This is a genomic window from Aeromonas sp. 84A (assembly GCF_051919345.1).
Taxonomy (GTDB): Bacteria; Pseudomonadota; Gammaproteobacteria; order Enterobacterales; family Aeromonadaceae; genus Aeromonas; species Aeromonas veronii.
Genome location: NZ_JBQBEW010000001.1, coordinates 4,176,969 through 4,191,505, shown reverse-complemented (window position 1 = coordinate 4,191,505; position 14,537 = coordinate 4,176,969). Strand labels below are relative to the sequence as shown.

Annotated in this window: 16 protein-coding genes and 1 pseudogene; 13 read left to right on the top strand and 4 right to left on the bottom strand. The window is 56.2% G+C overall.

Annotated elements, in window-relative coordinates:
- Positions 1–16 precede the first annotated feature (16 nt).
- The 5 genes from hfq (at position 17) to ACTG20_RS18970 (ending at position 4,055) form a co-directional block, all read left to right on the top strand.
- Positions 17–280 carry an RNA chaperone Hfq gene (gene hfq, locus ACTG20_RS18990; RefSeq protein ID WP_005339045.1) on the top strand — a complete coding sequence of 88 codons (264 nt, stop codon included), beginning with the start codon at positions 17–19 and terminating at the stop codon, positions 278–280.
- A 63-nt stretch (positions 281–343) separates the two neighbouring features.
- Complete coding sequence (gene hflX, locus ACTG20_RS18985; protein WP_005339043.1) at positions 344–1,630, top strand: ribosome rescue GTPase HflX; 1,287 nt, start codon at positions 344–346, stop codon at positions 1,628–1,630.
- A gap of 91 nt (positions 1,631–1,721) precedes the next feature.
- Complete coding sequence (gene hflK / locus ACTG20_RS18980) at positions 1,722–2,873, top strand: FtsH protease activity modulator HflK (RefSeq protein WP_194496635.1); 1,152 nt, start codon at positions 1,722–1,724, stop codon at positions 2,871–2,873.
- Between the two features lie 3 nt (positions 2,874–2,876).
- Entirely contained in the window at positions 2,877–3,761 is an 885-nt protein-coding gene (gene hflC / locus ACTG20_RS18975; protein WP_005339038.1) for a protease modulator HflC, read from the top strand.
- 105 nt (positions 3,762–3,866) lie between these two features.
- Positions 3,867–4,055: a DUF2065 domain-containing protein gene (locus ACTG20_RS18970; RefSeq protein WP_194496634.1), complete on the top strand. Its 189-nt coding sequence runs from the start codon at positions 3,867–3,869 to the stop codon at positions 4,053–4,055.
- A gap of 81 nt (positions 4,056–4,136) precedes the next feature.
- Here ACTG20_RS18970 and ispB read toward each other — a convergent pair whose 3' ends face one another.
- Complete coding sequence (gene ispB / locus ACTG20_RS18965; RefSeq protein ID WP_058059475.1) at positions 4,137–5,108, bottom strand: octaprenyl diphosphate synthase; 972 nt, start codon at positions 5,106–5,108, stop codon at positions 4,137–4,139.
- 242 nt (positions 5,109–5,350) lie between these two features.
- Between ispB and rplU the strand changes: the two genes are divergently transcribed.
- The 4 genes from rplU (at position 5,351) to ACTG20_RS18945 (ending at position 9,077) form a co-directional block, all read left to right on the top strand.
- Positions 5,351–5,662, top strand: coding sequence for a 50S ribosomal protein L21 (gene rplU, locus ACTG20_RS18960; RefSeq protein ID WP_005304210.1), 312 nt, complete (start codon positions 5,351–5,353; stop codon positions 5,660–5,662).
- A gap of 17 nt (positions 5,663–5,679) precedes the next feature.
- Complete coding sequence (gene rpmA / locus ACTG20_RS18955; RefSeq protein ID WP_005339028.1) at positions 5,680–5,937, top strand: 50S ribosomal protein L27; 258 nt, start codon at positions 5,680–5,682, stop codon at positions 5,935–5,937.
- 200 nt (positions 5,938–6,137) lie between these two features.
- Positions 6,138–7,340 carry an Obg family GTPase CgtA gene (gene cgtA / locus ACTG20_RS18950; protein ID WP_005339026.1) on the top strand — a complete coding sequence of 401 codons (1,203 nt, stop codon included), beginning with the start codon at positions 6,138–6,140 and terminating at the stop codon, positions 7,338–7,340.
- 366 nt (positions 7,341–7,706) lie between these two features.
- The gene (locus ACTG20_RS18945; RefSeq protein WP_005339025.1) at positions 7,707–9,077 is read left to right on the top strand and encodes a YjiH family protein; all 1,371 of its coding nucleotides are present in this window, start codon (positions 7,707–7,709) and stop codon (positions 9,075–9,077) included.
- Positions 9,078–9,703: 626 nt separating this feature from the next.
- On the opposite strand, the gene ACTG20_RS18940 is transcribed toward ACTG20_RS18945, so the two are convergent.
- Complete coding sequence (locus ACTG20_RS18940) at positions 9,704–10,033, bottom strand: hypothetical protein (protein WP_194496633.1); 330 nt, start codon at positions 10,031–10,033, stop codon at positions 9,704–9,706.
- Positions 10,034–10,336: 303 nt separating this feature from the next.
- Between ACTG20_RS18940 and ACTG20_RS18935 the strand changes: the two are divergent.
- The 4 genes and pseudogenes from ACTG20_RS18935 to ACTG20_RS18920 all read left to right on the top strand — a co-directional run bounded on the left by ACTG20_RS18935 (position 10,337) and on the right by ACTG20_RS18920 (position 13,112).
- Positions 10,337–11,324 (top strand): annotated as a pseudogene (locus tag ACTG20_RS18935) (luciferase-like monooxygenase).
- A 3-nt stretch (positions 11,325–11,327) separates the two neighbouring features.
- A complete protein-coding gene (locus ACTG20_RS18930; RefSeq protein ID WP_194496631.1) occupies positions 11,328–11,774 on the top strand; it encodes a bleomycin resistance protein in 447 nt (148 codons plus the stop codon).
- A gap of 123 nt (positions 11,775–11,897) precedes the next feature.
- On the top strand, positions 11,898–12,398 hold the full coding sequence (locus ACTG20_RS18925) for a 2TM domain-containing protein (RefSeq protein WP_021231934.1): 501 nt from the start codon (positions 11,898–11,900) through the stop codon (positions 12,396–12,398).
- Positions 12,399–12,539: 141 nt separating this feature from the next.
- Positions 12,540–13,112, top strand: a complete 573-nt coding sequence (locus ACTG20_RS18920) for a DUF6622 family protein (RefSeq protein ID WP_196783574.1) — start codon at positions 12,540–12,542, stop codon at positions 13,110–13,112.
- A gap of 234 nt (positions 13,113–13,346) precedes the next feature.
- Here ACTG20_RS18920 and ACTG20_RS18915 read toward each other — a convergent pair whose 3' ends face one another.
- The gene (locus tag ACTG20_RS18915) at positions 13,347–14,168 is read right to left on the bottom strand and encodes a symmetrical bis(5'-nucleosyl)-tetraphosphatase (protein ID WP_005358331.1); all 822 of its coding nucleotides are present in this window, start codon (positions 14,166–14,168) and stop codon (positions 13,347–13,349) included.
- Between the two features lie 6 nt (positions 14,169–14,174).
- Positions 14,175–14,537, bottom strand: coding sequence for a Co2+/Mg2+ efflux protein ApaG (gene apaG, locus ACTG20_RS18910; RefSeq protein WP_100654475.1), 363 nt, complete (start codon positions 14,535–14,537; stop codon positions 14,175–14,177).

Here is a 14,537-nt window from a genome sequence, read left to right as displayed (position 1 = left end):
TATAAGGAAAAGAAAAATGGCTAAGGGGCAATCTCTCCAAGACCCGTTTTTGAATGCGCTGCGCCGTGAGCGGATTCCTGTTTCTATCTATTTGGTGAACGGCATCAAACTGCAAGGTCAGATCGAGTCTTTTGACCAGTTTGTTATCCTGCTGAAAAACACCGTGAGCCAGATGGTTTACAAGCACGCCATCTCGACTGTCGTACCGGCCCGTGCCGTCAATCATCACCAGCCCACTCCGGGTGGCGCGGCTGATGAACAGGGTGATGCCGAGGCGTGATATCCCTGGGCGAGTCGACTCGCCAACTCAGATTCATCATGATTCCTGTTAAGGAGCAAGCGCTTGTTTGACCGTTATGAAGCTGGCGAACAGGCCGTTCTGGTGCATGTCAACTTCAGTGATGAGGGTGAGCGGGAGGATCTGGAAGAGCTCAAGATGTTGGTGAGCTCGGCCGGAGTCAATGCGCTGGGGGTAATTACCACCAGTCGCAGTGCGCCCAGTGCCAAATTTTTTGTCGGCAGTGGCAAGGCTGAAGAGATCGCGTCCCAAGTCCAGATGCTGGATGCCGACGTCGTCATCTTCAACCATGCCCTGACCCCTGCCCAGGAGCGCAACCTGGAGCGTCTGTTCCAGTGCCGGGTGGTGGACCGAACCGGCCTGATCCTCGATATCTTTGCCCAGCGCGCCCGAACCCACGAAGGTAAACTGCAGGTCGAACTGGCCCAGTTGCGCCATCTTTCCACTCGTCTGGTGCGAGGCTGGACCCACCTTGAGCGTCAAAAGGGCGGGATCGGTCTGCGTGGCCCGGGTGAAACCCAGCTTGAAACTGACCGACGTCTGCTGCGGGAACGCATCAAGGCGATTTTGCGTCGGCTCGACAAGGTGGCCAAGCAGCGGGAGCAGGGACGCCGTGCCCGCAACCGCAACGAAGTGCCGACGGTGTCACTGGTTGGTTATACCAACGCCGGAAAGTCCACTTTGTTCAACCAACTTACAGCTGCCAGCGTGTATGCTGCCGACCAATTGTTCGCAACTCTGGATCCCACCCTGCGTAAACTGGTGATCCGGGATGTGGGTGATGTGATTTTGGCGGATACAGTTGGATTTATTCGACACTTGCCCCATGATCTGGTCGCGGCCTTCAAGGCAACCCTGCAGGAGACCCGTGAAGCGGATTTGCTGCTGCATGTGGTGGACTGTGCCGATGAGCAGATGCAGGAGAATATCGACTCCGTGCAGCAGGTGTTGGCCGAGATCGAAGCCGATGACAGGCCCCAGCTGATGATCTGCAACAAGATTGACAAGTTGGCGGATCGTCCGGCAGGTCTGGAGCGAGATGACGAGGGGCGCCCGTTGCGCGTCTGGTTGTCGGCCCAGACTGGTGAAGGTTGTGAGCATCTGTTTACGGCGCTGACCGAATTGCTGGCTGGCTCCATGGTGCATCACACCCTGCAGTTGCCTCCTTCTGCCGCGAGATTACGCAGTGCGCTCTATCAGCTGAAAGGGATTGAGCAGGAAGGTTTTAGCGAGGAGGGTGATTTCGTGCTGGAAGTCCGCTTGCAAGTGGCCGACTGGAACCGCCTCGTGAAACAGGAAGGTGAGAGTTTACAACGCTTTATCAGGCATTGATTCGTCGATGAAGGTGAACCCTTAGGGGCTTCTCAACGTATGATGGCCCGATAGAGATGATATCCATCCGCATGTATTAATGGAGACGCTGATGGCTTGGAATGAGCCTGGTAACAACGGCAAAGACCGTGACCCTTGGGGGAATAACGGCAAGAATCAGGGACCCCCTGATCTGGATGAAATGCTGCGCAAAGTGAGTCGCCGTTTCGGTGGCTTGTTTGGTGGCGGCAAATCTGGCGGCGATGTAGGTCGCTTTGGTATCTCCATCGCGCTGGTAGTGGCTGTGGTGGTGTGGGTCGTCAGCGGCTTCTACACCATTCGCGAAGCGGAGCGTGGTGCCGTGCTGCGGTTTGGCAAGTTTTCCCATATTGTCGAGCCGGGCCTGCGCTGGAAGCCGACCTTTATCGATCAGGTGATCCCGGTGGACGTCGAGTCCGTGCGCTCCCTGCCTGCCTCCGGTTTCATGCTGACTCAGGATGAGAACGTGGTACGGGTCGAGATGGACGTGCAGTACCGTGTGGTCAATCCCGAGCAGTATCTGTTCAGCGTGACCAATGCCGACGAGAGTCTGGGTCAGGCCACCGATAGCGCCCTGCGCTATGTAGTGGGTCATACCCGGATGGATGACGTGCTGACCACCGGTCGTGAGAAGGTGCGTCAGGAGACCTGGCAGGTGATCGATGGCATCATCGAGCCCTACCAGATGGGTCTGCAGATCGTCGACGTCAACTTCCTGCCGGCGCGTCCGCCGGAAGAGGTGAAAGACGCGTTTGATGACGCCATCTCCGCTCAGGAAGATGAACAGCGTTTCATTCGTGAAGCAGAAGCCTATGCCCGTGAAGTGGAGCCCAAGGCCCGTGGCCAGGTGAAGCGTCTGGAGCAGGAAGCGGAAGCTTACAAATCCCAGATCGTGTTGAAAGCCCAGGGTGAAGTTGCTCGCTTCAACGAGCTGCTGCCCCAGTATCTGTCTGCCCCCGAGCTGACCCGTGAGCGTATCTATCTGGAAACGATGGAAGAGCTCTATCAGCAGGCCAACAAGGTGGTGGTCGACATGCCGGCTGGCAACAACAGCATGATCTACCTGCCGCTCGACAAGCTGTCCAGCAAGCCGAAGGCTGCCCAGTCTGATCGTGCCACTGTCGCCCCGGTCACAGAGCAGGTCCCCGTTTCCAACGAGGGTGCCAACTCTACCCCGACAATGCCGCTGCGTAGCGGTGACCGCTTCAGCTCAGGGAGAAACTGATAGATGAAAAAGCTAGCTATTGGTGCAATCGCTGTCGCGGCCATGGTCTGCTTCTCCTCTGTCTTTATCGTTGATGAAGGTCAGAAGGGGATTGTGGTGCAGTTTGGCAAGGTGAAGCGGGTTGACTCCGGTGAACCCCGCCTCTATGAGCCGGGCCTGCACTTCAAGGTGCCGCTCATCGACCAGGTTCGCAAGATGGATGCCCGCATCCAGACCATTGACAGCCAGGCCGACCGTTTTGTCACCTCCGAGAAGAAAGACCTGATCATCGACTCCTACGTGAAGTGGAAGATCGAGGACTTCTCCAAGTACTACTTGGCAACCGGTGGTGGCAACAAGCTGCAGGCTGAAGATCTGCTCAAACGCAAGATCAACAACGGTCTGCGTTCCGAGATCGGTAACCGCACCATCAAGGACATCGTCTCCGGTGAGCGCAGTACCGTGATGGAAGATGCCCTGAAGAAGATGGCGCGCTCCTCCGAGCTCGGTATCAAGGTGGTGGATGTGCGGATCAAGCAGATCAACCTGCCGGTGGAAGTCTCCAACTCCATCTACCAGCGGATGCGCGCCGAGCGTACCGCAGTTGCTCGTGAGCACCGCTCTCAGGGTCGCGAGAAGGCTGAAATCCTGCGTGCCGATATCGACCGCAAGGTGACCGTCATGATCGCCGACGCCGAGAGTAACGCTCGCCAGCTGCGCGGTGAAGGGGATGCGGAAGCCGCCAAGATCTATGCCGACAGCTACAAGAAAGACCCCGAGTTTTTCAGCTTCGTGCGTAGCATGGAGGCCTATCGCAAGAGCTTTGCCGGTGGCAACGACCTGATGGTATTGAAGCCGGACAGCGAGTTCTTCCGTTACCTCAAGTCTCCTCACGGCACCAAGCAGTAATCGCCACGAGGTCACATTCAAAGGGTCTGCATTGTCAGACCCTTTTGTTTTTGGTGCCAACGCCAGCCGTAAACCCAGGGGGCTGGTTGCATTCAAGGAGGTCGGATGCTGACATCCATGCTGATAGGTTTGGGATTGCTGCTGTTGTTCGAGGGGCTTGGCCCGTTGTTGATGCCCAGAGCATGGCAGCAGATGTTGCGGCTGCTGAGCGAGCAGCCACCGGAGCAGTTGCGCCGTATCGGCGGTTCGCTAGTGGTGGCGGGTAGCGTGATCCTCTGGATGCTGAGTCGCTGAGTCTGGCGCAATGCACTGTCCAGCAGATAGCAGACAATAAAAAAGAGGCCGAAGGCCTCTTTTTTATTGCATCCCGTTTACTCAGGCACTGCGCTGCACGGCCATGTGGGCCAGTGTTTCCAGCGCGTGCTTGTGTTGGGAGTCCGGCAGGATGGCGAGGGCGGCAATGGCCTTGTCGGCCTCTTCCCTGGCACGCATGCGGGAGTACTCCAGCGCGCCGGTACGGTCGAGAATGCCGAGGATCTGCTCAAGATGTTCCATACCGTTGCGGTGCTCGATGGCATCGCGCACCAGCTGGCGCTCTTCCGGCGTACCCACTTCCATGGCGCGCAGCAGCGGCAGGGTCGGTTTGCCTTCGGCCAGATCGTCGCCGACGTTCTTGCCCATCTCTTCGCTCTGGGAGCAGTAGTCCATCACGTCATCGATGATCTGGAACGCGGTGCCCAGATACTTGCCGTAATCGGTCATGGCCTGCTCGACGGGCTCGGGCTGATGAGTCAGCACGGCTGCAAGGCGAGTGGCGGCCTCGAACAGCTTGGCGGTCTTGCAGTAGATGACCGTCATGTAGCTCTCTTCGGTAGTGTCCGGATCGTTGCAGTTCATCAGCTGCAACACTTCCCCTTCGGCGATGGTGTTGGTGGCATCCGAGAGGATCTCCATCACCCGCAGGTTGGAGAGTTCGGCCATCATCTGGAAGGAGCGGCTATAGAGGTAGTCACCGACCAGCACGCTGGCGGCATTGCCAAACATGGCGTTGGCGGTCTCCCGGCCACGGCGCAGGTCGGATTCGTCGACCACGTCGTCATGCAGCAGGGTAGAGGTGTGAATGAATTCGATGATGGCGGCCAGTTTCAGGTGATCCTCACCCTCATAGCCCAGCGCACGCGCAGCCATCACGGTCAGCATGGGGCGCATCCGTTTCCCGCCGGCGCTGACAATGTAGAAACCCAGCTGATTAATCAGACTAACGTCGGACTGGAGTCGGGCCAGGATCAGTTCATTGACCGCCGTCATGTCGGCGGCACAGAGCGCACGGATAGTCTGTTGGTCCATAAGTCTCGTAACGTGACAGCAGCAATAACTGCGATTTTAGTAATGGCAGGGATTCTACACGATTTCACAATGGGTTACAGTTAGGCGTTTATCCACGGCGGCAGATATGCGCACAAAATAAACTTTTTGCTAAATTGGCCTTGCCTGAGCAGATCGATTTGCGTAGAATGCCCGCCCATTGTTATAGGTTTTTGCGCATGTCTAGCCTTGAGCAAAAGACATGCCTTTACGGAGTTAATCAAATGTACGCGGTATTCCAAAGCGGCGGAAAACAACACCGTGTGGCCGAAGGTCAAATCGTTCGTCTGGAAAAGCTGAACGTTGAGACTGGCGCTACCATCGACTTCAACGAAGTTCTGATGGTTGCTGCAGGCGACACTTTTAAAGTAGGTGCTCCTTTCGTTGAAGGTGGCAAGGTTGTAGCTGAAGTTGTGGCTCACGGCCGTGGCGAGAAAGTGACTATCGTCAAGTTCCGTCGTCGTAAGCACCATCGTAAGCAAGCGGGCCACCGTCAGTGGTTCACTGAAGTCAAAATCACTGGCATCAGCGCTTAATTAGAGGAGTCCGATAAATGGCACACAAAAAAGCTGGCGGTTCATCCCGCAACGGTCGCGATTCTGAAGCTAAACGCCTGGGCGTGAAGCGTTTCGGCGGCGAAACAGTTCTGGCTGGCAGCATCATCGTTCGTCAACGTGGTACCAAGTTCCACGCTGGCACCAACGTTGGTCTGGGCAAGGATCACACCCTGTTCGCTACCGCGACTGGTAAAATCCTGTTCGAAGTTAAAGGTCCGCTGAATCGTAAGTACGTTAGCATCGTTGCTGAGTAATTACGGACCGCAAGGATCCGAAGCCCCGCCAACAGGCGGGGCTTTTGTTTTTCTGACGTCTTTCTGATGTCGTTGACGAAAAAACGGAACGCAGCTGACTTTGGCTCTGACGGGCATGATTGGCAAGATGCGTATCGCCCGCAGGGGTCTGTACCACTATAATTGCGTATCGGTTTTTCGAATTAAGGTGACGGTTACCTATGAAGTTTGTTGATGAAGTCCAGATTCGAGTCGATGCCGGTGACGGTGGTAACGGTTGTGTAAGCTTTCGCCGTGAAAAATATATTCCCAACGGTGGTCCGGACGGCGGTGACGGCGGTGACGGTGGCGACGTATATCTGATCGCCGACGAGAACCTCAATACCCTGATCGACTACCGTTTCGAGCGTTTCCATGCTGCCGAGCGCGGTGAGAATGGCCAGAGCGCCAACTGTACCGGCCGCCGCGGCAAGGACAAGATCCTGCGTGTGCCGGTCGGTACCCGAGCGACCGATGAAGATACCGGTGAACTGCTGGGGGATCTGACCCACCACGAGCAGAAACTGCTGGTTGCCAAAGGTGGTTTCCACGGTCTGGGCAACACCCGCTTCAAGAGCTCCGTCAACCGTGCTCCCCGCCAGAAGAGTAACGGTACTCCGGGTGAAGTACGTACCCTGAAGCTGGAGCTGCTGCTGCTGGCCGATGTCGGCATGCTGGGTCTGCCCAACGCAGGCAAGTCTACCTTTATTCGCGCCGTGTCTGCGGCTCGCCCGAAAGTAGCTGATTACCCCTTCACTACCCTGGTACCGAACCTGGGTGTGGTGCGTGGCGAGAACTCCCGCTCCTTCGTGATCGCCGATATCCCGGGTCTGATCGAAGGCGCTGCCGAAGGCGCAGGCCTGGGTATCCGCTTCCTGAAACACCTCGAGCGTTGCCGCGTACTGATCCACCTGGTGGATATCTGCCCGGTTGATGGCTCCGATCCTGCTGAAAATGCCGTGACCATCGTCAAGGAGCTGGAGAAGTACAGCCCCGAATTGGCTGGCAAGCCGCGCTGGTTGGTGTTTAACAAGATGGACCTGATCCTGGAAGAAGAAGCCCAGGAGGTGATGGATCGCGTCAAGGCGGCCCTGAACCACGAAGGTCCGGTCTATGCCATCACTGCCATCAGCAAGGAAGGCACCAAGAAGGTCTGCTACGACATTCTGGATCTGCTGGATACCATGCCCCGTCAGCTGGCGGAAGATGCCAAAGACGCCATCGAGAAGGTGGAGTTCAAGTGGGACGACTACCACAAGAACCAGTTGGCCAAGGCTGAAGCGGAAGCACTGGCTGCCTCTCTTGCCTTCGATGAAGGGCTTGATGATGACGATTGGGATGACGACGAAGATGATGGCGTTGAAGTCATCTACGTCCGTGACTGATCCCCGTCACTCTCATTGAAAACCGGAGCCTGAACAGGCTCCGGTTTTTTTATGTCTATCGAGCAGCAACTCATTAGGTATATTTGTGATGTCACTTATTGCCTGTCACTGATAACCGATTATACTGCCCACCAAAATTAACAATAACGAAACAATCATCTGGCGATGTCGATTGAATCGATATGCGCAGCTGTATCTTATTGTTTTAATGGAAGGTTTGCCTGTGGAAATATTTATGCGCAGATTTATGCCTTAAGGGCTTGTTTGTGCATTTTTTTAGAGTATTCTTGCGCCCGTTTTGCCGGTTAATGCATGAATACGCAGGTTGGCCGGGCTAGGGAAAAGTAACATTAGGGCAGTCATATCATGTTGGAAAAGAGTCTCGAAGCACCTGCGGTCAATACTCGCCGTAACTTGTTGATGTTTCTGGTTCCGTCACTTATCGGGATCCTGTTGTTCATGACGCCGGTCGTCTATGACGGTAACGTCACCATCCCGGTGGCCGTGCTGGCCAAGTTGGTGCAGCGTGTTTTTGCCGATTATCTGGTCGCCATGGTCAGTGCGGTGATCACCACCACCATGCTGATGACGGTGATTGCCTGGTTGTTCAAGCCGGCGATTCTGGTGCGTCGTCCTTTCCTCAACAGCTTGTTCAATGTCTCCCCTTTCTGGGCCTGCGTGCGGGTATTGGGCGGTATCTTCGTGCTGCTGACCTTCTTCCAGGTGGGGCCAGAGGTGCTTTACTCCGGCGCAACCGGTGGACTGGTGCTCAACGATCTGCTGCCGGTGCTGTTTTCGGTCTTCATTTTTGCCGGCCTGTTGCTGCCGTTGCTGCTCGATTTCGGGCTGCTGGAATTTGTCGGCACCATGATGACCCGCATCATGCGTCCTGTCTTCCGGTTGCCGGGCCGCTCCGCAGTGGACTGCTTTGCCTCCTGGCTCGGCGATGGCAGCGTCGGTATCCTGCTGACCAGCAAGCAGTACGAAGGGAAGTTCTATACCCAGCGTGAAGCCGCGGTGATTGGTACCACCTTCTCTGCGGTCTCCATCACCTTCTGTCTGGTGGTGATCTCCCAGGTGAAGCTGGAGCACATGTTCGTCCCCTTCTATCTGACCGTCTGTCTGGCGGGGGTGGTTGCCGCCATCGTGGTGCCGCGTCTGCCGCCGCTCTGCTGGAAGAAGGACATCTATGCCGATGGCACCCCCCTGTGCCGTAAGCAGGAAGCAGTGCCGCACCAGCACAGCGTGATGAGCTATGGTTTCGAGCGTGCCCTGACCAAGGCTGACAGCATGACTGATCTCGGCGCCGTCGCGCGGGAAGGGGTGAAGAATGCACTGGATATGGTGTTTGGCGTGCTGCCGGTGGTGATGGCGATCGGTACCTGCGCCCTGATGCTGGCCGAACATACCCCTATCTTCAACTGGCTTGGCGCCCCGTTCGTCCCCTTGCTGGAGCTGCTGCAACTGCCGGAGGCGGAAGCGGCTTCCAAGACCATCATGGTCGGTTTTGCCGACATGTTCATTCCGGCGGTGCTGGCCTCGACCATCGAGAGCGACATGACCCGCTTCGTGATTGCCGCCATGTCGGTAACCCAGCTGATCTATATGTCGGAAGTGGGCGCCCTGCTGCTGGGCAGCAAGATCCCGGTCAAGCTGTGGGAGCTGTTCGTTATCTTCCTGCTGCGCACTCTGGTTACCTTGCCGGTTATCGCCGGGGTGGCACACCTGCTGTTCTAAGGGCGCAGCGCAGTGAAAAACGGTCAACCTGGGTTGGCCGTTTTTTTATGGCTCTTCCTCTTTTCTCCGGGCTTGATGGATGACGCGGGTTATTTGCAAAACGTCCGGCCTTGCAAGGTGTGGGTCATTCGCCGTGGGCTGAGTGTGGGTAACAAGAGAGAAGGGCCTGCGGGCCCTTGCTCATCTGTGTCCCTGCGGGTGGGGCTGTGCCGGCTTGCGGGGACACTGTATCAGCAGGGTATGGATTGTGAAGGTGCTGATCTGGGGGAAGCTCGGGCTAAATCCCCTCATCGGGTCTGAGCCCCCCATGCTCATCTGAACGTTGGTGAAGGTATGCTGGCTGCGATCGGTTTCCTGATAGCCCTGCGGACAGCTCAAGCTTGCCTGTTGCTGGCAATCATCCGGCGCACCGCACTCGATCTGGAATCGTTGCTGCGAGGAATCTGCGGAGGTGAGCTCAGTGACAGTGGTGGGGGCGCAACCGGACAGCAATATACTGCCCAGCAGGACAATTCTCTGTGACATAAGAGGTTTGTGCTCAGTGGAACAAGAAAAGGGTGGTAGCGTGCCGGCTTGGGCCTTGGTATCCCGTACCGGCCGCAGTATGCGTTTGCGTGACGTTATGCTCAGATCGGACACTGGATGGTCAGCGAGTGGACCGTGTTGGCGATGCGATAGGGCTTGGCTGCCTTATAGACCTTCTTTTCGTCGTCATAGCTTCCCCCCAGATACTGGGTGCTGTAGAGCGTCTGCTGGCGGCGGTCGGTCTCCTTGTAACCTTGCGGGCAGGTCTGGTTGGCCTGCTGGAAGCAGGCTTTCATGCTGCTGCACTCTATGTAGAAGCCGCGCTGGCTGGTATCGGCAAGGTGCACCGGGGTGACGGTGGGGGCGGGGGGAGACAACAGGGCGCAGCCGGAGAGCGTCAGCGCGCCCATCAGAACGAGATGTTTTGACATAGATAACCTGAACAGTGTGGTGTGACAAAGAGTGAGGGGGAGTCTATTGCTCCCCCTTCGCTATAGGGGCACCGTTATAACCAGCCCGGGGCGCTCAGGCCAGCCCGCAAATGTAAGAAAATATGATCCCCCCAGGCATGCGCGGCCAGCAGGATGAGCGTTCAAACAATACTTGCCTGAGATTTGTTCCGTTCGATTGCTGTCGCTTGGCAGGCAGAGTGTGGCAGGAGATAGTGATTCATTCAGGTATCCCGTGCTACATTGCCCCACTTGTTACTGGCCTGTAAATCAATGGAGTGACCCATGTCTGCCATCCCCTATTCCGTGCTCGATCTGGTGCCTGTTGCCGAAGGTTCTATGCCTGCCGAGTCGTTTCGCCGTTCACGGGATCTTGCCTGCCATGCCGAGGGTTGGGGTTACCAGCGCTACTGGCTGGCCGAACATCACAACATGCCGGGCATTGCCAGTGCCGCCACCTCGGTGCTGATCGGTCATCTGGCCGAAGCCACCACCACTCTGCGGATCGGGGCGGGTGGCATCATGCTGCCGAACCACTCGCCGCTGGTGATTGCCGAGCAGTTTGGCACCTTGGCTTCGCTCTATCCCGACCGCATCGATTTGGGCCTTGGTCGCGCCCCCGGTACTGATCAGCGCACCATGCGGGCGCTGCGACGTATGCGCAGTGGCGAGGTGGATGATTTCCCAGCCGATGTGCGTGAGCTGATGAGCTACTTTGGCGACGATATTGGCGCCGTGCAGGCGGTGCCCGGCCAGGGGCTGCATCTGCCTATCTGGCTGCTGGGTTCCAGCCTTTACAGCGCGCAACTGGCGGCGGTGATGGGCTTGCCGTTCGGTTTTGCCTCCCATTTCGCACCCGCCATGTTGCTGCAAGCGCTGGAGATCTACCGCAGCCAGTATCGCCCCTCTGCGCGCTGGCCCAAGCCCCATGCGGTGGTCTGCATCAACATGATCGCCGCCGACAGCGAGCGTGAGGCCCGCTTCCAGTTCACTACCGTGCAGCAGCAGTTCTTGCGCCTTCATCGCGGTGATGCGGGCAAGCTGCCCGCGCCGGTCGTCCATTGGCGACGAGTGGGCGCCTCGTGAGCTGATGGCGATGGAGCAGACCCTGGCCCGCTCGCTAGTGGGCAACCCGGAGCAGGTTCGTCATGGCCTCAAGGCGCTGCTGGCGGAAACCCGTGCCGATGAGCTGATGTTCAATGGGCCCATCGTCGATCATCAGGCCCGACTGCGCTCCTTTGAAATTGCCGCCGAGCTGATGCAGAGCCTGTAAGCCATGACGAACCCTACTGTCGCGGTGGATGGGCCGTATTGGAATCCCATGGTACCGGAGCTGTCGGTTACCGATCTGGCTCGATCTCTGGTTTTCTATACCGGTATGTTGGGCTTCTCGGTCCGCTATCGGCGCGATGACCCTCCTTTTGCTTATCTTGAACAGCAACAGGTACAACTGATGCTGGAGCAGGTACATCCGGCGGGTTGGCAGGTCGGGGCGCTGGAGCCACCGTTCGGTCGGGGGATCAATCTGCAGATGGAGCTGACCGAGATCCAGCCGCTACTCGACCGCTTGCAGGCCGCCGAGATTGCACTTTTCCGGCAGCCCACTGAGGTCTGGTATCCAGTGGGCGAGATGCTGGCCGGGCAGCGCGAATTTTTGCTGCAGGATCCCGATGGTTATCTGTTACGGTTTGTGCAATATCTGGGGGAACGAGCGGCTGACTGACAAGATCAAAATCTTAACCATCTGATTTTAAAGGACTGTCAGATGTGTGTCGGCCATCTGTCGTGTCACCTTTCGCGGCGTAAGCCCTATGCTGGCACTGTCAATTACCACAAGGAGTTCGAGATGATCGTCAGGAAGTTGAGATTGCAACGGGGTTGGTCTCAGGATCAGTTGGCAACGTTGACTGGTTTGAGTGTCCGCACTATCCAGCGGATCGAGCAGGGGCAGCAACCCGGACTGGAATCTCTCAAGGCCCTGGCCGCCGTCTTTGAACTCGATGTGGCTCAACTGGATGGATCAGAGCAACAGGAGCGCGAGATGAGAGGAAGTGACACTATGGGTCAGGATGCGGTGCAGGTATCGGCAGAGGAGCGGGCGGCAATGCGCTATGTGGAGGAGCTCAAGGGCTTCTATCACCATGTCGCCAGCTACGTGGTGGTGATCTGCGGGCTGTTTGTCATCAACTACCTGAGCAATCCGGAGTACATCTGGGCCTGGTGGCCAACCCTGGGATGGGGGCTGGGACTTGCCTCCCATGCTGTTCGGGTGTTTCAGCCCTTCAAGCTGTTTGGCCCGGAGTGGGAGCGGCGCCAGATCGAGAAACGGTTGGGGCGCAAGTTGTAATCTCAAAGCAGTCACATATCTGCCCATATTTATAGGATAGTCTCATAGCTAATATCCATGAATATGGGCTCATCACAAAATGTGACATGATTGTATTTTGAGATGAAGGCTGAAAAAATTTGTCTCGCGGATATTTTTTAAATGAAGTTTATAGATAGCGCTCACCATTTGATGACATTGTTTTATTTTTTTAAGGACGATGACATGTTGCTTCTTCAAATTGTCACTGAGACTCCTATATGGGTCTGGATTTTGTTTGCATTTCTCATAACCACAGGCATAAATGCATTAAGTGATAGAGAAACAAATATTGAAGGGTTATTCATTATGCCATTGTTTTTTCTCCTCTGGGGAGGATTCACAGTGATTGATAATCTGGTCTTTTTATTCTGGGGCTTTGCTTCGATGATGTCAGGGGTAATAGCTGGCTCTTATATCGGCTGGCGCCACTTTAGCGATGGACCTCAGCTGAAGCGTAAAGAAGGTACTCATTTAATTATCTGGCCAGGTACTTCATGGGTTCTCGTTTTCGTAATAATTACTTTCATTATAAAGTATGCATTGAATGCTTTTTTAAATATGGAGCCTTATTTAAGGTTTTCATTATGGTTTAATATCATCTTTGGTGTTTCAAGTGGATTGATTAGTGGGGTTCTTTGGGGGCGCACAGTTAATTTGTATTTAACATATCGAAAGACCTATTTATGTGGCTAACTATGCTCAAAATAACTTGATTACAGTTAAAAGTTAAAACCATTAAATGATCTGCTTTAATAATATTATTCGTCATGTATCAGTTAATCTTATATTGGTATAAAATTCGCTGTACGAACGGCAAGCCTTTACTTAATTAGTGAAAATTATCGGTTATCAATGTAAATAGCAGAGTAAGAGAGCTCGGCAAGTTGCCGAGCTCTCTTTTTGGTTCAGGTTTTTGCAAGCACTGCCCTAGCTGGCGTGAACCGGGCAGGGGGTGGCGATCAGGGCATCATCCTCGTAGCGCCACAGGGTGAGGCTGTTGCCCCAGACGCAGCCGGTATCGAGTGCCTTGATATCGCTCTTGCCGGTGTTGCCCATCAGGGCCGCCCAGTGGCCGAACACCAGAATGGGGTCATCCACGTGGTGTTCGCGCTGTTCGAACCAGGGACGCAGCCCCGGGGTCGACTCCTTGGGCCCCTTCTTGCATTTGAAGTCGAGACGACCGTCGAAATAGCAGAAGCGCATCCGGGTGAAGGTGTTGATGATGTAGCGGTAGCGGTCGATCCCGACCAGATCATCTTTCCAGCCATCGGGCTGGTCGCCATACATGTTGTGCAGCAGCCAGCTGTATTGGTCACCGCGCAGCAGGCTCTCTACCTCGCGGGCGCAGTTGCGCGCGGTGCGGACATCCCATGCGGGGGAGATCCCGGCATGCACCATCATGATGGGCAGATCCGGATGTTCGGCCAGTAGCGGGCGGTGGCGCAGCCACTCCAGCAGTTCATCCCGATCCGGGGCATCCATCAGGCTTTGCAGCTTGTCTTTCTTCTTGAGCGGTGCAACGCCATCGGCGACCGCCAGCAGGTGCAGGTCGTGGTTGCCGAGCACGGTGACGGCACGGTTGCCCAGCCCTTTGACAAAACGCAGGGTATTGAGGGAGTCCGGGCCGCGGGCGACCAGATCGCCGCAGAGCCAGAGCACGTCATTTTCGGGATCGAACGCGGCAAGATCCAGCAGACGGCGCAAGTCGTCGTAACAGCCCTGGATGTCACCGACAAAACAGTTCGCCATGAAACCTCAGTTGATAATATTGGGGATGGCCAGCGTGAAGGGGGCGATGTGCGCCTCGAACTGCTGACCAGAGCCATCTTGCAGGGTATAGCTCCCTTCCATCACCCCAAGCGGGGTCGCCAACGGCACGCCGCTCTGGTAGCGGTAGGTCTCACCTTCGGCAATGACGGGTTGTTCCCCGACCACGCCCGGGCCTGCCACTTCCAGCATCTTGCCATTGGCATCGGTGATGAGCCAGCGCCGATGCAGCAGTTGCACCGGGCCGGGCCCCAGATTCTCAATCTCGATCAGATAGTGAAACTGGTAAGGGTCTTTGGAACCCGCCACATACACGGGGTATGGGCGGATCTCGATGTGCGGAAGTGCCAC

Excerpts from the sequence above, each read along its gene's own strand:
- hfq (WP_005339045.1), top strand. The coding sequence starts at position 17 with ATGGCTAAGGGGCAATCTCTCCAAGACCCGTTTTTGAATGCGCTGCGC.
- hflK (WP_194496635.1), top strand. The coding sequence starts at position 1,722 with ATGGCTTGGAATGAGCCTGGTAACAACGGCAAAGACCGTGACCCTTGG.
- hflC (WP_005339038.1), top strand. The coding sequence starts at position 2,877 with ATGAAAAAGCTAGCTATTGGTGCAATCGCTGTCGCGGCCATGGTCTGC.
- ACTG20_RS18970 (WP_194496634.1), top strand. The coding sequence starts at position 3,867 with ATGCTGACATCCATGCTGATAGGTTTGGGATTGCTGCTGTTGTTCGAG.
- ispB (WP_058059475.1), bottom strand. The coding sequence starts at position 5,108 with ATGGACCAACAGACTATCCGTGCGCTCTGTGCCGCCGACATGACGGCG.
- rplU (WP_005304210.1), top strand. The coding sequence starts at position 5,351 with ATGTACGCGGTATTCCAAAGCGGCGGAAAACAACACCGTGTGGCCGAA.
- rpmA (WP_005339028.1), top strand. The coding sequence starts at position 5,680 with ATGGCACACAAAAAAGCTGGCGGTTCATCCCGCAACGGTCGCGATTCT.
- cgtA (WP_005339026.1), top strand. The coding sequence starts at position 6,138 with ATGAAGTTTGTTGATGAAGTCCAGATTCGAGTCGATGCCGGTGACGGT.
- ACTG20_RS18945 (WP_005339025.1), top strand. The coding sequence starts at position 7,707 with ATGTTGGAAAAGAGTCTCGAAGCACCTGCGGTCAATACTCGCCGTAAC.
- ACTG20_RS18940 (WP_194496633.1), bottom strand. The coding sequence starts at position 10,033 with ATGTCAAAACATCTCGTTCTGATGGGCGCGCTGACGCTCTCCGGCTGC.
- ACTG20_RS18930 (WP_194496631.1), top strand. The coding sequence starts at position 11,328 with ATGACGAACCCTACTGTCGCGGTGGATGGGCCGTATTGGAATCCCATG.
- ACTG20_RS18925 (WP_021231934.1), top strand. The coding sequence starts at position 11,898 with ATGATCGTCAGGAAGTTGAGATTGCAACGGGGTTGGTCTCAGGATCAG.
- ACTG20_RS18920 (WP_196783574.1), top strand. The coding sequence starts at position 12,540 with ATGAAGTTTATAGATAGCGCTCACCATTTGATGACATTGTTTTATTTT.
- ACTG20_RS18915 (WP_005358331.1), bottom strand. The coding sequence starts at position 14,168 with ATGGCGAACTGTTTTGTCGGTGACATCCAGGGCTGTTACGACGACTTG.